Origin of the sequence: Paenibacillus campinasensis, from assembly GCF_002272015.1 — a bacterium.
GTDB classification, from domain to species: Bacteria; Bacillota; Bacilli; order Paenibacillales; family Paenibacillaceae; genus Paenibacillus_AQ; species Paenibacillus_AQ campinasensis.
Map to the genome: position 1 here is coordinate 21,587 of NZ_NPBY01000088.1, position 16,825 is coordinate 38,411.

A 16,825-nucleotide genomic window follows, 5' to 3' on the forward strand; every position below is an offset into this window, starting at 1 on the left:
GGGGACGGAGGTTCATGATGAGAGAGCAGAAACGACAATGGTGGAAGGAAAGTGTGGCGTACCAGATTTATCCGCGCAGCTTCCAGGATTCGAACGGAGACGGCATCGGCGACCTGCGCGGCATTACGGAACGCCTCGATTATTTGCAATACCTGGGGATCGATTTGCTATGGTTAAGTCCGGTTTACGATTCGCCGAACGACGATAACGGATATGACATCCGCGATTATCACGGCATCCTGGATGAATACGGCACGATGGAGGATATGGATGAACTGCTGGAGGAGGCGCGCAAACGAGGCATCCGGCTGGTGATGGATTTGGTTGCCAACCATACCTCGGATGAGCATGCCTGGTTTATCGAGTCCCGTTCCTCGAAGGACAGCCCGAAACGGGACTGGTATATTTGGCGCCCGGGGAATGAGGGGGCGGAACCCACCAACTGGGAATGTGCATTTGGCGGGTCGGCCTGGGAATACGACGAGAATAGCGGGGAATATTACCTCCACTGCTTCTCGAAGAAGCAACCGGACCTGAACTGGGAGAATGAAGAAGTGCGGCAAGCGCTCTATTCCATGATCCATTGGTGGATGGACAAGGGCATTGCCGGCTTCCGGGTGGACGCGATTACGTATATTAAGAAAAATCCGGCGTTCCCGCAGCTTGCTGCTGCAGATGGCAGACGTTACGCGCCGGTGGAACAGGCCAGCCTGAATCAGGAAGGCATCCTCGACTTCCTGCGTGAATTGAAGCAGGAAGCGCTGGAGCCGCGGGGCGCAATTACGGTTGCCGAAGCGCCGGGCGTGCCGCTGGAGCAAATCCGGGACTTTGTTGACGAAACGGACGGCGTATTCACGATGCTGTTTCAGTTTAGTCATGTCGACCTCGACATCAAGCCCGGAGGCAAAGCCGAATTCACCGACTGGGATATGAAGAAGTTCAAGGAGGCATTGTCTCTGTGGCAGCGGGAATCCAACCGGCACGGCTGGATGGGGTTGTTTCTGGAGAACCACGACCATGTCCGTTCGGTATCCAAATTCGGCGATGATGGACAATACCGTGATTTGTCGGCCAAAATGCTGGCGGCGTATTATTTCCTGATGCGAGGGACGCCGTTTATCTATCAGGGGCAGGAGATCGGCATGACCAACTGCCCGTTTGATTCAATCGATGAATACCGCGACATCAGCAGTCTTAATCTGTATCGAGAGGAGACGGCCAAGGGCCGGCCGGCATCAGAGATATTGGACTATCTCGGCAAACGTAGCCGCGACCAGGGACGGACACCTATGCAGTGGAATGCTGATCGGGAAGCGGGCTTTACCTCCGGGACGCCGTGGATTAAGGTGAACCCTAATTACACCGAGATTAATGTGGAGAACAATATGCGGGATGAGCACTCGGTGCTCCAGTTCTACCGGAAGCTGATCGCCTTGCGGCGTCAGTATTCAGCGCTGGTGTACGGGTTCTATGAGGAGCTTTGCGAAGATTCCGCGGACATCGGCATGTACCGGCGCATCCATGAAGGAGAAACGTTTATCGTTGTCTGCAATTTTACCGCTGACCGCGTGGAGTGGGCTGGGCTGACGGAGACGCTGGCAGGCGGAGAACGGGTGTTGTCCAATTATGAGACAGAGGCGCAAGGAAGCCTGCGGCCTTATGAGGCTGCAGTGTACAGATGGGCAGCTGCAACATAAGATCACATGATAGAGCACCCTATGGAGATATTACGGTGATCTATTTCCGCAGGTAGAGCAAGCGCTGCTCGGCCAGAATGGATAATGGCTGCAACCCATAGAACGGCTTGCAGGATCTTCGAATACTTCTCGGAACACCCCTGGTTGTCCCTTGTTTGAGGCGAGGGCAGCCGTTGACTTCAAAGTGCAGGATTCGATATAATATTGGCTAATCAACCGATGTTAATATGAATCTGCCCACGGGGAAACTTCCTCTCGTCCCTGGCGATGATACGCTATGGGGCGGGAGGTTTTTTGAGTTCAATCAATCGGGATACATGAGTAAATTGAAGGAGGCTTGCCCCTGCATGGACGTCAAGGGAACAATGGAGGAGCTCATTGCGGAGCTGAACAAGTATAACTATCATTACTACACACTCGACGAGCCGCTGATCAGCGACAAGGAATATGATGCGCTGTATGATCAGCTTGTGGCACTCGAATCGGAGTCGGGGATCATCCTCCCGGACTCGCCGACGCAGCGGGTGGGCGGAGAGATTCTGAAGGGCTTCACACCGCATCGTCATCTGGCTCCGCTATGGAGTCTCGATAAAGCGCAGAATATCGATCAGCTCCGCACCTGGCATGAACGTGTGGTCCGGCTTGTCAACGACTACAACACGAAGAATCCGGACACTCCTCTACCTAGCCCGTGCTACGCGCTTGAGCTGAAGTTTGACGGACTGACGCTTAACCTGACCTATAAGGACGGCAAGCTTGTCCAGGCTTCCACCCGCGGCAACGGTACGGTGGGGGAAGGCATTCTGCCACAGGTGAAGACAATTAAATCCGTTCCGCTGACCATTCCTTATACCGGCGGGACGATCGAGGTTCAGGGCGAGGGCATTATGAACCTGTCCGTGCTGGAGGAGTACAACAAGACGGCGGCAGAGCCGCTCAAGAATGCCCGCAATGCTGCCGCAGGCGCCCTGCGCAACCTCAATCCGAAAGTGACGGCAGAGCGGAAGCTAAGCGCGTTCTTCTATAATATCGGTTATTCCGATGCCATCTCCTTTCAGGATCATCGGGAAATGATGGCGTTCCTGCAAGAGAACCGGTTCAAGGTGAATCCGTATATTTTCTACTTCGAACAGTTTGATGATGTGATGGAGCAGCTTGCGGATATTGAAAAGCGGCGCTCCGAGCTCGACTATCTGATCGATGGCGCAGTTGTTAAGGTTACCGATTTTCGCACCCGAGAGGTGCTCGGTTACACGGACAAGTTCCCGCGCTGGGCGGTCGCTTATAAATTTGAGGCAGAAGAGACGACGACGGTGCTGCAGTCCGTCACCTGGAATGTTGGCCGAACCGGGAAGATCACCCCGCTTGCCAGAGTGGAGGCTGTCGAGCTGGCCGGAGTCACCGTACAGAACTGTACCCTGAACAATATCGGCGATATCGAGCGCAAGAACCTCAAATTCGCACTCGGCACACGGGTGTTTATCCGCCGCTCCAACGATGTCATCCCTGAAATTCTCGGCAAGGTGACCGAGGAGAACGACGGGGAGGAGATTGTGTACCCGGAACAGTGCCCGGCGTGCGGATTCCCGCTGGAGCAGCGCGGCGCGCATTTGTTCTGCAACAACAAAACCGGCTGCAAGCCGCAGATTATCGCGCGGATTACGCATTTTGCCTCGCGGGATGCGATGGATATCGAGACGTTCAGCGACAAGACGGCGATCCAGCTGTATGATGAGCTCGGGGTGCGAGAGCCGGCAGATTTGTATGAGCTTTCGTTTGAGAGCCTGCTGAAGCTGGAACGGTTCGGTGAGAAAAAAGCCCAGAATTTGCTGGATGCCATTGAGAAAAGCAAGGAGCGGGATTTAGCCTCATTCCTCTTCGCGCTGGGCATTCCGAACACCGGGAAGTCTACCACCAAGATGCTGGCGGATCACTATCGTGATCTTCATCGAGTGATGGAGGCGACGGCCGAGGAACTGGTCGAGCTGCCGGACATTGGCGGCATCGTGGCCGAGAGCATCGCGGGTTACTTTGCCGATCCATTCGCCCAGGCCAGCATTGAACGCCTGCTGAGGCTTGGCGTGCAGGCGAAAGCGCCGGAAGCGCCGCAGCAAGTAACCAGCGACTCCTTCTTCAGCGGCAAGACGGTTGTGCTGACCGGTACGCTGCATCTGCTGACACGCGATGAGGCGACTTCGAGGCTGGAGGCGTTAGGAGCGAAGGTCACGGGCAGCGTCTCGAAGAAGACCGATCTGCTGATTGCCGGGGAGAGGGCGGGAAGCAAGCTGGCGAAGGCGCAGCAGCTGGGGATTGATATTATCGACAATGAAGAAGAGTTTGTGCGGCTGTTGAACGAATAGAGCGTCTTCTTCATCCCTTCAACGATAACGATGTGTTAGCGATAAGTTTTTTCGAATATGGAAAAGGATCCCACCCTCGACGGTGCGGGTCCTTTCTTTTTTTACATCATTCTACATAATTAATGGTTATATATATCGACATATGATGTCAATTTATGCTACACAAAGCTAAAAAACGATAAAGGATATTTTATTTTCTATCTAGAATTATTTACCTTGGGTCAGTTTTGTTGACAAAGGAGGGATGCGAATCATTGACGATATGCATGATGCATTCAGACCCGGACGATAGGTTGCAAGTCATTTATTGGGGAGGGGCGAAGCCTTGAGTAAAAAAGTGTTGTCTACATTGCTTAGCTTACTGTTATTGTTGTCCTTGATCATCCCGGCAGCAGGCGCTGCACCATCAACGATTGAGCTGAAACAGGGATTAAGTGCAGAGGAAGCGCTGCAGCTTAAACGGATTCTGGATGAACGGGCTCTGCTTTCCCAGTCGCCTGTACTCGATGAAGCATTGGAGAATGTCGGGTCTGGTCCGGTTCATGTCATTGTTGAATTGTCTGAGGAGCCTGTCGCTTTGGCGAAGGGGATCTCCACGTTTTCCGGCCGGTCATTTACCACATCGGCTGAAGCGAGAGTGGAAGCTCAGGTACAGAAGCAGCAGGAGAGCTTTGAGCGTACTTTGAATGCAAATGATATTGAATTTGAGATTCATAATCAGTACAGCCATGCTTTTAATGGGGTGGCGCTTGAGGTGGAAGGCAGCCAGGTGGAAGAGCTGCTGGAAATTCCGGGGGTGCTTGGCGTATACCCGGATCTGGAAGTTGAGGTTGAACCGAAGAAGGGCGAGGCTAGCCCTTATATGAAGGATACCGGGCCTTACATCGGAGCTCCTGAGGTGTGGGATCTGGGTTACAAAGGAAAAGGCATTAAGGTGGGGGTTATTGATACAGGCATCGATTACACCCATCCTAATTTAATAGATGCTTATAAAGGCGGATACGACTTCGTTGATAATGACGATGATCCTTATGAAGCAACGCCGCTTGACTGGGAGAATGATCCGCAGAACCGTCCACCGGTGAATGCCAACGGAAGAACCTTCTGGACGGACCATGGCACGCATGTCGCGGGTACGATTGCGGCTCGCCCAGCCGGGGAATTCGGGGTGGTCGGCATTGCGCCGGAAGCCGAGATTTATGCTTATCGCGTACTGGGCCCGTACGGCAGCGGATATTCCAGCTGGGTGCTGGGCGGGATTGACCGCTCGGTTGCGGATGGGATGGATGTGATCAACCTTTCGCTTGGTAACTCGCGCAATGATCCGGATTATATTACGTCCGTGGCGATGAATAATGCCGCGCTCGCGGGTGTCGTGCCGGTCGTCTCTGCCGGGAACAGCGGTCCGGCTCGCTGGACGCTGGGATCGCCGGCCGCGTCTGCGTTTGCGATTTCGGTGGGCAACTCAACGGGTCCAAGCGATCAGATTACCGCTACGACGTACTTTTTCACGGAGGATGATCCGGATTTGAATCTGCCGCAGACTGATGGAAGCAAGGCTCCGGCGGAGCTTGGTCAGTCCGGTAGTGTGGAGCCGGCGGTTCCGAATGCGGACGCTTCTCCGGAGGCATCTCCTGGAGAGGATGAAGCTGCAGGGCAGGGGGATGCCCCGGCTGAGATCGCCGCTGGATCTGACGGAAGCGCTGAAGCTCAAGCAGCAGAAGTAGCGAACGGCGACGTGGCAGAAGATAACGCGGCTGCGGGGTCTGATGAGAGCAGCGCGAACCTGCAGCAGGCTGGTGATAACGCGGAGGCAACGGATCATTCTTTAGCCGAGGCGGCAGATGAAGCAGCGCTCGAAGCTGCCGCTGCTGCAATCGCGCCTGCACCGGCGCCGGTGAGCGTAGTGTCTGCGACCTACGATATTGATTTTATGGCCTGGAATCTGGCTCATGATCCTGCTGATGTGTTGCAGGGAGATTATGAATTGGTATTCGCCGGTCTTGGTTATCCTGAGGATTTTGCAGGACTGGACGCCACGGGCAAAATTGCGTTAATCCAGCGGGGGGTGATCCCGTTTGTGGACAAGATTGAAGCTGCCCGAGTGGCAGGAGCGGCGGGAGCGATCATATACAACAATGTGGATGAGTCCAATCCGGTCGCTATTCTTGGAGACAGCTTTTTCTTCATCCCTACGGCCAGAATGACCAAACAGGATGGGGAGCAGGTCAAAGCGCTGCTCGAGGCCAATCCTGGATTGAAGGTTCGATTCACTGATTTTGACCGGATTCAGATTGAGGGTGATGACATCAACAGCTCGAGCTCTCGCGGACCGGCCAAGAAAACGCTGGATATCAAGCCGGATGTCGTTGCACCAGGAACGAGCATCCTGTCCTCGATCCCTGCCTACGGCAGAGATGATCCGCAAGCGGATTACGAACAGGCGTATGACCGTTTTACAGGAACGAGTATGGCTGCGCCGCATGTAGCGGGGCTGGCTGCGCTTCTGGTGGAGAAGAACAGAAACTGGAGTCCGTTTGATGTCAAAGTAGCGTTGATGAACAACGCGAAGGTACTGGATACAACAACGTACGACGTGATCGACCAAGGAGCGGGCCGGGTGCAGGCGCTGAAATCGATTCAGGCAGAAGCCTTGGTGAAGGTGCTCGATAAGACGTCTTACGAAGAATATGGTGTGAGAAACGAACATGACAATATTACGGGCAGCATCAGCTTTGGCAATTTCACAGGGTTGACGTCCAAGACGATCAGCAAAAAAATAAGGGTTGAACAGCTGGGGCCAGCCGGAGGCGGAGCGTACACGGTGGATGTGCGCACATTCAAACAAACGCCGGGGGTGTCCGTCACTGTCGATAAGACGTCCTTTACATTGAACGGTCAAGAGGAATTGACCGTCACGATCGAGGTTCCGGAGGGCATCTCCGGTGTGTATGAGCATCACGGATATATTACCTTGAGCAATGGTTCGCAGTCCTATTCCGTTCCGTTTGCCGCTTTCTTCAATCTGGAGATGACGGGCATTAAATACACCAAGGTATATAGCGATACCGAAGCATTTTTACCGCATTTCCAGCTGGATCAATTCCGGGAGCTGGATAAGATCAATCTGGCGTTTGAATTTTATAATCCGATGGAGATTGTCATTGTAGATCTGTACGACAGTTTAAATCCCGAATCCGGCAAGGATAAAGACGGGATTATCGGTCAAATCTTTGGTGCTCAGGGGTCGTTTGGTGCCAATACCGCCTACAGCATTGGCTGGGACGGGAAATATATCGACTACGAGACCGAGGAAGAGCGTGAAATCGAAGATGGGCTCTACTCCATTGAGATTGCAGCTTTGGGAACTAATGGCCGAGCGTTCGGTGACTATGCTTCGATACCATTCTTTGTGAAAAGAGAAGCGCCGGTTATTCAAGCGGATGCTCCTGTTAACGGAAGCCAGCCGGTGCTGACAGGAACGATTGACGACCTGTACGTCACAGCGGCACCTGCCGTGTGGGATGAATGGGCGCTGAAGCTGGATGTGAGTGAGTGGCTGGATGCCCGTTATACCATCAAACGCGGCAACCAATCGGTGAAGCAGGGAACCTTTGATGTGGAACAGGACGGTTCCTTCCGCATCGCGCTTGACGGGCTTGCGAATGGCAATTACGTCGTCGAACTGTCTGTGAAGGATCGCCAAGGGTTCGAAGGCAAGGCGTCCGCCTCGGTTCAGGTGACGGGTAGACCTAGCGATCCTGGTCCGGGTAGTCCGGGTGCGCCGGGTGGCGGCGGTAGTGGCGGCAGCGGTGGCGGCGGTGGCTCCAATGCGGGCGGCGCTCCAGCTCCTGTCCCGTCACCGGCTCCAGAACGGATCGGAGATGCCAGGGTGACCGAGAAGAAGAATGCTGACGAATCGGTTTCGGCTACGATTGAATTGCTAGAGAATGAAGTGACGGCACAACTGGCTGCGGAAAGTGAGGAAGTGCGGCTGGATGTTTCGAAGATTGATTTTGCGAAATACAGTGATTTTACATTTACGCTAAGTAAAGCAGCAGCGGATAGCATCAAGGAGTCCGGCAAGCCATTGGTGATTGAAGGTGCAGGATTTACGCTGACTTTGCCGGCAGATTCATTGAATGAGTTTGCGGTTTCCGGCGGAGGAATCGGGATCACGGCAGCCTATACAGGCATCGAGCGCAGCGATGACTCCAATCTGACGACGGTGACACCTGCGTTTGTGCTCAAGCATGAAGGCGAGCTGGATCAGCCGATCTTGCTCTCGCTGCATTATAATCCCGGTACGGTGAAGGACGCTCGCAAGGTCGGCATCTTCACGGTTTCGGCTGAGGGGACCTTGACGTATGCAGGGCTGCCGCACTCTTCTGCGCGAGGCATCATCAGCATCGAGATCGTTTCTCCTGGCAGCTACATCGCGGCAGAGAATAATGTGACCTTCAACGACATTTCCGGACACTGGGCGCAGCAAGAAATTGAGGTTGCAGCAGCTCATCACGTTACGAACGGCACCGGAGCTGGTCGATTCTCTCCAAGCAGTACGATCACGCGTGCCGAGTTCGCGACATTGCTTGACCGAATTTTTGCGACTGGCATCAGCTGGGAAGAACGAAGCCAGGAGCCGGGAGCCCGTGCCGCACTGACGCGTGAAGAGATGGTGGTCATGATCACAGGGGCGCTTGGCGCAGAGCTCGGCACCGGACCGCTGAATTTCGTGGATGCCAGCTCGATTGCTTCTGAAGCTCAGGCGGCGGTAGCATTTGCCGTGAACAACGGACTGATCAAAGGGATGAACGGCAACCGGTTTGCTCCAGAAGAAACATCGACCCGGGCGCAGGTATCGGTGATTGTATACCGTCTGCTCGAGTATCTGGATAAGATCTGAAGCTTTAAAGCGAGACAACAAAGACCCTGATATCAGGGTTTTTGTTGTTTTTTTCTGGGGATGCCCCTATGAATGGGGCAGGAACGCTTCATCTCACCAAATATCCCTCTTATGAGGGATGTATCTTGGTCTGGGCAAAAGATACTATTTTACTAGGTATGCAGTCTGAATTGGGGTGATTTTGTGTACCGCAAATATGACGCAAGGAGGGAAAGAGCTATTAAACGTGTTGCAGCACAAGCATTTAAGATAATGGCCATGATTGTACCATTGCTACTGAGTACACTGGTCATACCAGTGAAGGATCAGGCATCTGCGTTTAATGTACAGGCCGAAACGATTGGTGCCGTTTATTATGATCCTAGAGGAGTATCCACGGTGCTCCACATCTACAGCGACGGGACAAGCATTAAGTCATTGTCAGACATTAGTCAAGTTCCTTCGGACGCACGCTGGGTTACGTTCATGGTGATTTACATGGAGGGAGCCGAGATTTATTACAGCCGGGACGGTGTTACAACCGAGAAGAAAAAGATTAGCAGCTGGAACGAAATACCTGCCGATGTAAAGTGGCTGACATTAAGCAATTTTGATGGGTCCTTCAGCGAGAATCAGCTTATCTCCAACCAGCAATATACGTACAGCGTTGATGGAGTCAATGTATTAAGTGGTCCTGAAGTGCCGGCCAATGCGTTATGGGCAACATTGAGCTACTATACAACGACCTGGGCTGGCGAGGGTAGGGCCTTGAATTACAGTCGCTCCCGAGAGACTTACACACTTAATGTGGACCCTATTCGGAGCGCTTCGATTCGATCTAATGGGGCGGATCCCACCTATGCCAAAGCCGGCGATGAGGTGACCCTTAGAATTACTTCTCTTCCATCGCGGCGATTGACCGGCCTAAGTATAGCTGGACAGGCTGTGACGGCCAGCTCGAACGCGGACTTAACCGAGTCTTGGGCCACTGTTACACTAGGTCCCTCAACTCCTGAAGGGATAATAGATTTCCTCGTAGAATACGAGGATGGAAGCCAAGGCAGGACCTTAACGGCAACGACTGACGGAAGCTCTGTGCTTTTTGACAATACGCCCCCTTCCGTAACACTTACGCCATCCACATCGGATTGGACGCAGGATAACGTGATCATTAACGTACAATCGCAAGATCTTGGGAGTGGAATTCAAGTCGAAAAATGGGCAGAAGGCCGGCTCGATGCAGCATACTTCCGAAGCGGGGGCAACTTGGCTTCAGGTAAAGTTATAACTGCATATCAGAACGGGTGGTATACCTGGTATGCGAAAGATCGAGCGGGAAATGAAACGGTACAGTCCATTGAAATTGCAAATATAGATCGTATCGCGCCTTCCTTGAACCTGTCTTCTTCTCCGACGGATTGGACTTCAGTGGTTACCATATCAGCAGATGCCGTGGATCATGAGAGCGGAATCTACTTCACGCATTGGGCTCCGGGCGTCCAGCCTGTTTCGTTCTTTAAAAATCGCAGGGGAAACTTTTTTCGAGGCAGCTTTAATGTAACGAGCAATGGCGACTATACCGTTTATGCCGAAGATTATGCAGGAAATGCAGCGACAAGACAGATCGCTATTCATAATCTGGACGACATTCCGCCGGCCATTTCGTGGACACCTTCTACAATCGAACCAACCGCAAAGGATGTCGTCATTACGGTCGACGTCTCTGATCAGGAAAGCGGAGTCGATATCGTGAAGTGGGCGGCTGGACAGCAGCAGGCCTCTTATTTTGCCACAGGTGGCACGGAGGTGCAGGGTGCGAATTTCGCGGTTTCGGAGAACGGGTTATACACGATTTATGCCAGGGACAAAGCTGGGAATGAACAGTTGGAGACCGTAGAAATCACTAATATTTATAACAATGGGTCGAGTCTTCAACTATCTCTCGGCAATCCTGGCTGGACGAATATGCCCGTTCGCATTCAGCTCGATATTACGGGGAATGGAAGTGGTATCTCTGTTCAAAAATGGGCCTACGGCCAGCGGGATTCCCAATATTTCGAAAATGAAGGGACTCTGTTGGCGGGTACGAGTTTTACAGTTGACAGCAACGGGATGTATTCCGTTTATATCAAAGACAATGCCGGATATGAGGATGTGGCTGTTATCGAGGTTACCCGCATCGATCGAGAAGAGCCGGTCATATTGGAGCCGATACTGACCCCAGATACATGGACAAACCAGTCTGTTGAGGTAAAGGCAGATGCCACTGACAATTCAGGGATGGTATCTCGAATGAAGTGGGCGCCCGGTGTGCAGGACGATGTATACTTCCAGCAAGGCGGTGGGAAACCATTCCAAGACGTATTTCTCGTTGATATTAACGGAGATTATACGATTTATGCGGAAGACGCTGCCGGTAACGGGAGTGTGAGGGGTCTGAAGGTGAATAATATTGATGTGCAGCTGCCGATCGTGCATCTGCAGATCTCCACCGATCTGCCAACCAATGAGAACGTTACTGTGATGGCTGACGTTTACGGTACCCTCAGTCCGATAGCCGCGATGAAATGGGCGCCGGGGCAGCGGTCGATATCCTATTTTGGCACGCAGGGGACCGAATTTGACGGAGGCTTTGAGGCGGAGTTAAACGGATGGTATACCATATATGCCGAGAGCGCTGCGGGAAATAAGCAGATTGAAATGATTGAAATTCATAACATATTTAAGGATAAGCCTGTCATTCAGCTTGCAGCCTCCCCAACTGTACCGACGAAAGATAATGTAACGGTTACGGCTTCGGTTTATGCTCCGAACCCGATTGTCGATCGGAAGCTTGCGTATGGACAGCTTGATAAGGCTTATTTCAGCCACGGAGGTGACCTGTGGAGTGATCAGCTGGAGGTCCATGACAATGGCTGGATCACTTATTATGTACGGGATCATGCTGGCAATGAAGCGTTGAAGCAGCTGGAAATTACGAATATTGACCGTGAGAAGCCTGTAATTACACTGCTTGGTGATGCCAGCATTACGATAGTTCAACATACTGACTTTGTTGATCCTGGAGCGGTTGCAAGTGACAATATGGATGGTGACGTCACGGATCGTATCCAGGTTACAGGTCAAGTGGATTCATCGAAACCGGGACAATATATACTTCAATATTCAGTAACTGATCGCGCAGGGAATGAGGCCGAGGAAGTAATTCGAACCGTTACTGTTACGCCTCTGCCTGATAAAGGAGATTCGGAATGGCCTAATCCTTGGCCGGGAAGCGGAGGCACCTGGTCGGGTCCGCCTGCTGCTGATAAGGGAGAGGGGGATGGAGGGACTAAAGTGCCGATTCCTGGAAAGGGAACGGAAGAAACGCCTCCTGAACCAACGGTCCCTGACGCAGGTAAAGAACCTATGGCCTTGCATGATATTTCTGGACACTGGGCAGAAGTGGCAATACGAGCACTATATGATCGGGAGCTGGTGAAGGGATATCCTGATGGGACTTACAAGCCTGACCTTCCGGTTACCCGGGCGGAATTTGTTACACTGCTCGTGCGCAGCCTTCAATTGGACGGAGAAGGTAAGGCTCCTTTTACCGATTCAGCCGATCATTGGGCTAGCAGCGCCATCAATGCTGCAGTTGAACACGGAATTGTTGAAGGATACAGCAGCCGGGCCTTCGGTCCCAATGATCCAATCACCCGGGAGCAGATGGCTGTCATGCTGTCTAGGTCCGGCCAGCAAGCGGGCATTCTTTCCCGTGATTCCGATCCAGGAGAGCTATCCTTTAAGGATCAGAGCTCCATTTCAGCTTGGGCACGTGAACATGTATCTGCCCTCATTGATAGTCGGATGATGAACGGTTATCCTAATGATCGCTTCCTGCCTCAGGGGTATGCAACACGAGCCGAGGTGGCCGCAGTTATATACCGCTTTATCCTAACTCAAGAGCACCGCAAGTAAAATGAAAAAAGCTTACTTAAGGATTATGCCTTAATGTAAGCTTTTTAATTTTCCGAAAGGGGGCTTCAATAGTATGTTGAATTATCCTCCTGAAGCAGACCGAGCGTATTGGCCACCGCCACAGCTTTTCCTCTTCGGTCAACGTTCAGCTTTTCGAGGATTTTCTTAACATGGGTCTTGACCGTCTCTTGACTGAGGGTGAGGTTTGCTGCAATCTCTTTATTGGATAGACCTTTCGAGACCAGACGAAGCACTTCCTTCTCCCTTGCCGTTAAATCGTAGGTATGTCCTGCCCCCTGCGGGCTTGCAGATTGGAGGCGGGGCCCGGAAGGAGACGGGCTGGAATGAAGACTGGCTTTGATGGCGAATAATGCCTGGGAGGCAATGTTTCTCAAGACGGGAAATCGCTCGGGTACGAACGCTTTTGCGGTCATCTCGTTTTCTAAATATAATACGCCCAGAAGCTGCTCCTGAGTTATTACGGGAAGATAAAGTACAGATCCCTTTGGTGTGCGAGATGGAACATTTGCCTTAGATTCGATAAAGCCCTCTCCCTGTGCCGCGGCGGGTCCATACACAACCCCCTTCGTTTCTGCCGATTGATAAAGCAAATGTCGGTTAATCCGATGGGCGGACTCAAGTGGTTTATTCCTGAATGCGGTCTTCATCTGTCTGCCATCAAATTCTGCTTCAGTCACCACATGCCAGGTTCCGTCCTGCTGCATCAGCATGAATCCGCAATGAGCGCCGGCATTCATGACTAACAGCTGCATAAAGCTTTCAGCTACCCGCTTCATCTCCGTTTCCATAGTGAAAATATGTGAGGCCTGAACCACAGCGGCTAACTCCAGCACTTGCGGATAATTGGCTATATGTCCGGATAGGGGCATGGAACCTGCTCCGCCTAAGGCCTGGTCGGTTTTCTGCATTGTTTTGAGAGCGAATGCTTGTTGCGGCGGTTGAACCAGAATCGATTCGGAGGAGACTTGGTTCGTGGCATCGTCTTTGTATAGCGATGTAGTTATCTTGTTCTCAACAGCTAACTGATTTTGTTTAATTGATTCCATAATGTCTTTCATACTTGAATAACGGTCATCCGGGTCTTTTTCCAGCATCTTCATGATGAGCTCGGCTATCCATAGAGGGATGTTTACATCATGGAAGGGCTCAGGTTTCAAGGTTAGATGGGCGTGAGCCCATTGCAAAGCGTCTTGGGCAGCAAAAGGAAGCCTCTGACATAACAGTTCGTAGAACGTCATACCAAGTGAGTAGATATCGGCCCTTGCATCCAACTGATGAGCCATTCTTCCGGTTTGCTCCGGAGACATATAGACAGGGTTGCCTTCCAGGCTCCCATAACCGTTCGGCTCCAATTGCTCCTGGCGTGCGGCGTATCCGAAGCCCGTCAAATACACGTCCTGTGAGCTTTCCTGGATCAGGAGAGTATCGGGCCTGATATTAAGATGAAGAATACCGTGTGAATGGAGTTCATGCAGACGGTAGGCGGCCCGATCTAGCATCTGTATTAACTTTAGAGGAGATGCGCCGTGCCTTCGTACATACTCCCTGGCAGTAATAGCATGGATAGGGTGAAACTCTAGCACCATCATCGTTTTGAGCAAAGTATAGGATACGGGTCTCAGCAGCCCATCCATATTCAGATCTTTGAGAAAATGATATTCATGAATAAGCTTCGCGTTTTCGATTGTTGTTCGTACGCCCTCTTTAACGACTTTTAGGAGCATGGTTTTTCCGGTTCGTTCTGAACGGGCATACACTACCAGTAGATGTGAATCCTGGTAGACGATACTTGTGATCGTATATCCTGGGATTTCCAACATTTCGCTAGTTCCTTTTTCTCGGCCTGTAGTATGCAACTTCATCTATTGCCTCCTACTGTGGCTCGTTTTTATCAGTATACCATGCCTGTTGAGCAAGAGAGTGAAAGAATATAGGTTAACTCATGGCAGAAATCTATGTTTGGATTGGTGGTTATCAGGAAATATGAAAAAACACCCAAACACCCGCATTGGTGTGCGGATGCTGAGTGTTTTGGTGGATAGTATCTCAAGCTTAATTAAGGGTCATCAATTTATTCTTAGCCTTATCTTAGACATATAGTTACTCGCTTGCCCATTCATCCAGCTTGCTGTCTGTTGGCAGCAGCCAGGCAAGGAAGCCGAGGAGCGGAAGGAATCCGACGGCAATCATCACGTGATCAATGCCCCATGCGTCACCGAGATTTCCGAGAACGAGTGACCCGATGCCGCCCATGCCGAAGGCAAAGCCTGTGATTAGTCCTGATACCGTCCCGATATTCCCGGGATGCAGCATCTGTGCATAGACAACGGTCACCGAGAAGCTGGACAGGAGCACGAAGCCGCTAATAACCAGCAGTACCCCGGCCCAGAACGAGGATACGAACGGGAGTATCAGTGCAATTGGAGCTGTCCCGATCATGGAGAACATGATCATGTTGCGTCTGCCGTAACGGTCGGCCAGCGGCCCGCCGAAGAAGGTGCCTATCGCGCCGGAAGCCAGGAACAGAAAGATGTAAATCTGAGCGTTTTCTAAAGAGATCCGGTATGTGTCCATCAGATAAAAAGCATAATAACTGCTAATGGCAGCCCCGTACCATGAACGAATAAATACGAGGACAACGAGAACGATGGTGGCATTTCGCACGCTTTTGCGGCGAGCAGGACTGATCGTTTTGTTGGCTGCTCTTTTCTTGAAGGTGTAGCCTGCCTTGAGCATGCCGGCATACCACGTGGCGATGTAGCTCTGAACAAGGATGCCTGCGCCCGCAACAAAGGTAAAGAACATCGCGCCTGCCTGGCCGAAAGGAACGAAAATGAATTTGGTCAGCAGCGGAGCCAGGGATTGGCCAGCATTCCCGCCCACCTGGAAGATCGATTGAGACAATCCTTTTCGCATCCCGGCAGCCATATGGGCTACCCGCATGCCTTCCGGATGGAAGGTGGCTGAACCCAGTCCGATCAGAATAACGGCTAACAGAACCAGGGCATACGTTGATGCGTAGGCAAGCAGAAATACGCCGGCAAACGTAAAGCACATGCCGATAGGCAGCAGGATCGGGGTGGGTCTGCGGTCTGCTGCGTACCCGATCACCGGTTGGATAATGGAAGAAGTGAAATTGATAGCGAATGAAATCCAGCCAATCTGGGTGAAGGTGAGCAATAAGTTATCTTTTAATATAGGAAAAATGGCAGGAATCACCGATTGGATCGAATCGTTGAACAAGTGCACAAAACTGATGGCAAGCAGTATTCGGTATACGGTTGCCTGCTGGACACCTCCCGTTGCAGGATTGGGGGGAGGAGATGAAGCTTTATCAAGCGCGACGCCTCTGTCCGCCATATATGAAACTCCCTTCTTATGTAGGTTGTTGAATATAAGAACACGGATGACCTAACCTTAAAACCTTTTCGGATTGAAATCAATGGGGAATTCAACAAAATCCCGAAAGGGATTCATTAACCGAGATTCAGCGCTGGCTGCAAGCAAAAGATATTTTGGCAAAGGGCTTGCTATTTTTTCGTCTCCATGCTATATTACTAACTGTCGCTTTTTTCATATGCTTTATTGCTAGTTTGGATGGCATTGAAAAAAAGGTGTTGACATAAGGTTGGTATCTTGGTATGATATAAACCTGCGCTGCTGATGAGGATTCATCAGGGACGCGCAAAATCAAGTTCTTTGAAAACTGAACAAATGGAACACGTCAATTGATAAAGTAACGTTTAAATTACGTTAGCTTCTAAATGAGCTTAATCGCTCTTGACAATACTCGACAGATTGGATTCGCTCAGCCGAGTGGAACCCCGATCTGACGAGATCGATCATCCTCTGGGTGGTCGTTGATGGAACACCTCATGACCTTCGGGCATGAGATTCCTTCC

General features: G+C 51.6%; 6 protein-coding genes. 4 read left to right on the forward strand and 2 right to left on the reverse strand.

Features of this window, described 5'->3' with window-relative positions; translation table 11 throughout:
* Positions 1–17: 17 nt before the first annotated feature.
* The 4 genes from CHH67_RS23920 to CHH67_RS23935 all read left to right on the forward strand — a co-directional run bounded on the left by CHH67_RS23920 (position 18) and on the right by CHH67_RS23935 (position 12,902).
* Positions 18–1,697, forward strand: a complete 1,680-nt coding sequence (locus tag CHH67_RS23920; RefSeq protein WP_095267880.1) for a glycoside hydrolase family 13 protein — start codon at positions 18–20, stop codon at positions 1,695–1,697.
* A 347-nt stretch (positions 1,698–2,044) separates the two neighbouring features.
* Positions 2,045–4,057 (forward strand): NAD-dependent DNA ligase LigA, encoded by a 2,013-nt coding sequence (gene ligA / locus CHH67_RS23925; RefSeq protein ID WP_095267881.1) that lies wholly within the window; start codon positions 2,045–2,047, stop codon positions 4,055–4,057.
* Between the two features lie 325 nt (positions 4,058–4,382).
* Entirely contained in the window at positions 4,383–8,963 is a 4,581-nt protein-coding gene (locus CHH67_RS23930) for a S8 family serine peptidase (RefSeq protein ID WP_095267882.1), read from the forward strand.
* 252 nt (positions 8,964–9,215) lie between these two features.
* A complete protein-coding gene (locus CHH67_RS23935) occupies positions 9,216–12,902 on the forward strand; it encodes an S-layer homology domain-containing protein (RefSeq protein WP_095267883.1) in 3,687 nt (1,228 codons plus the stop codon).
* A gap of 65 nt (positions 12,903–12,967) precedes the next feature.
* Here CHH67_RS23935 and CHH67_RS27140 read toward each other — a convergent pair whose 3' ends face one another.
* Positions 12,968–14,785, reverse strand: coding sequence for a protein kinase domain-containing protein (locus CHH67_RS27140; protein ID WP_095267884.1), 1,818 nt, complete (start codon positions 14,783–14,785; stop codon positions 12,968–12,970).
* Positions 14,786–15,023: 238 nt separating this feature from the next.
* Positions 15,024–16,283, reverse strand: a complete 1,260-nt coding sequence (locus CHH67_RS23945; protein WP_095267885.1) for an MFS transporter — start codon at positions 16,281–16,283, stop codon at positions 15,024–15,026.
* Between the last annotated feature and the right edge of the window lie 542 nt (positions 16,284–16,825).

Bases quoted from the DNA above. Each gene is read 5' to 3' on its own strand.
- CHH67_RS23920 (WP_095267880.1), top strand. From the start codon at position 18: ATGAGAGAGCAGAAACGACAATGGTGGAAGGAAAGTGTGGCGTACCAG.
- ligA (WP_095267881.1), top strand. From the start codon at position 2,045: ATGGACGTCAAGGGAACAATGGAGGAGCTCATTGCGGAGCTGAACAAG.
- CHH67_RS23935 (WP_095267883.1), top strand. From the start codon at position 9,216: ATGGCCATGATTGTACCATTGCTACTGAGTACACTGGTCATACCAGTG.
- CHH67_RS27140 (WP_095267884.1), bottom strand. From the start codon at position 14,785: ATGAAGTTGCATACTACAGGCCGAGAAAAAGGAACTAGCGAAATGTTG.
- CHH67_RS23945 (WP_095267885.1), bottom strand. From the start codon at position 16,283: ATGGCGGACAGAGGCGTCGCGCTTGATAAAGCTTCATCTCCTCCCCCC.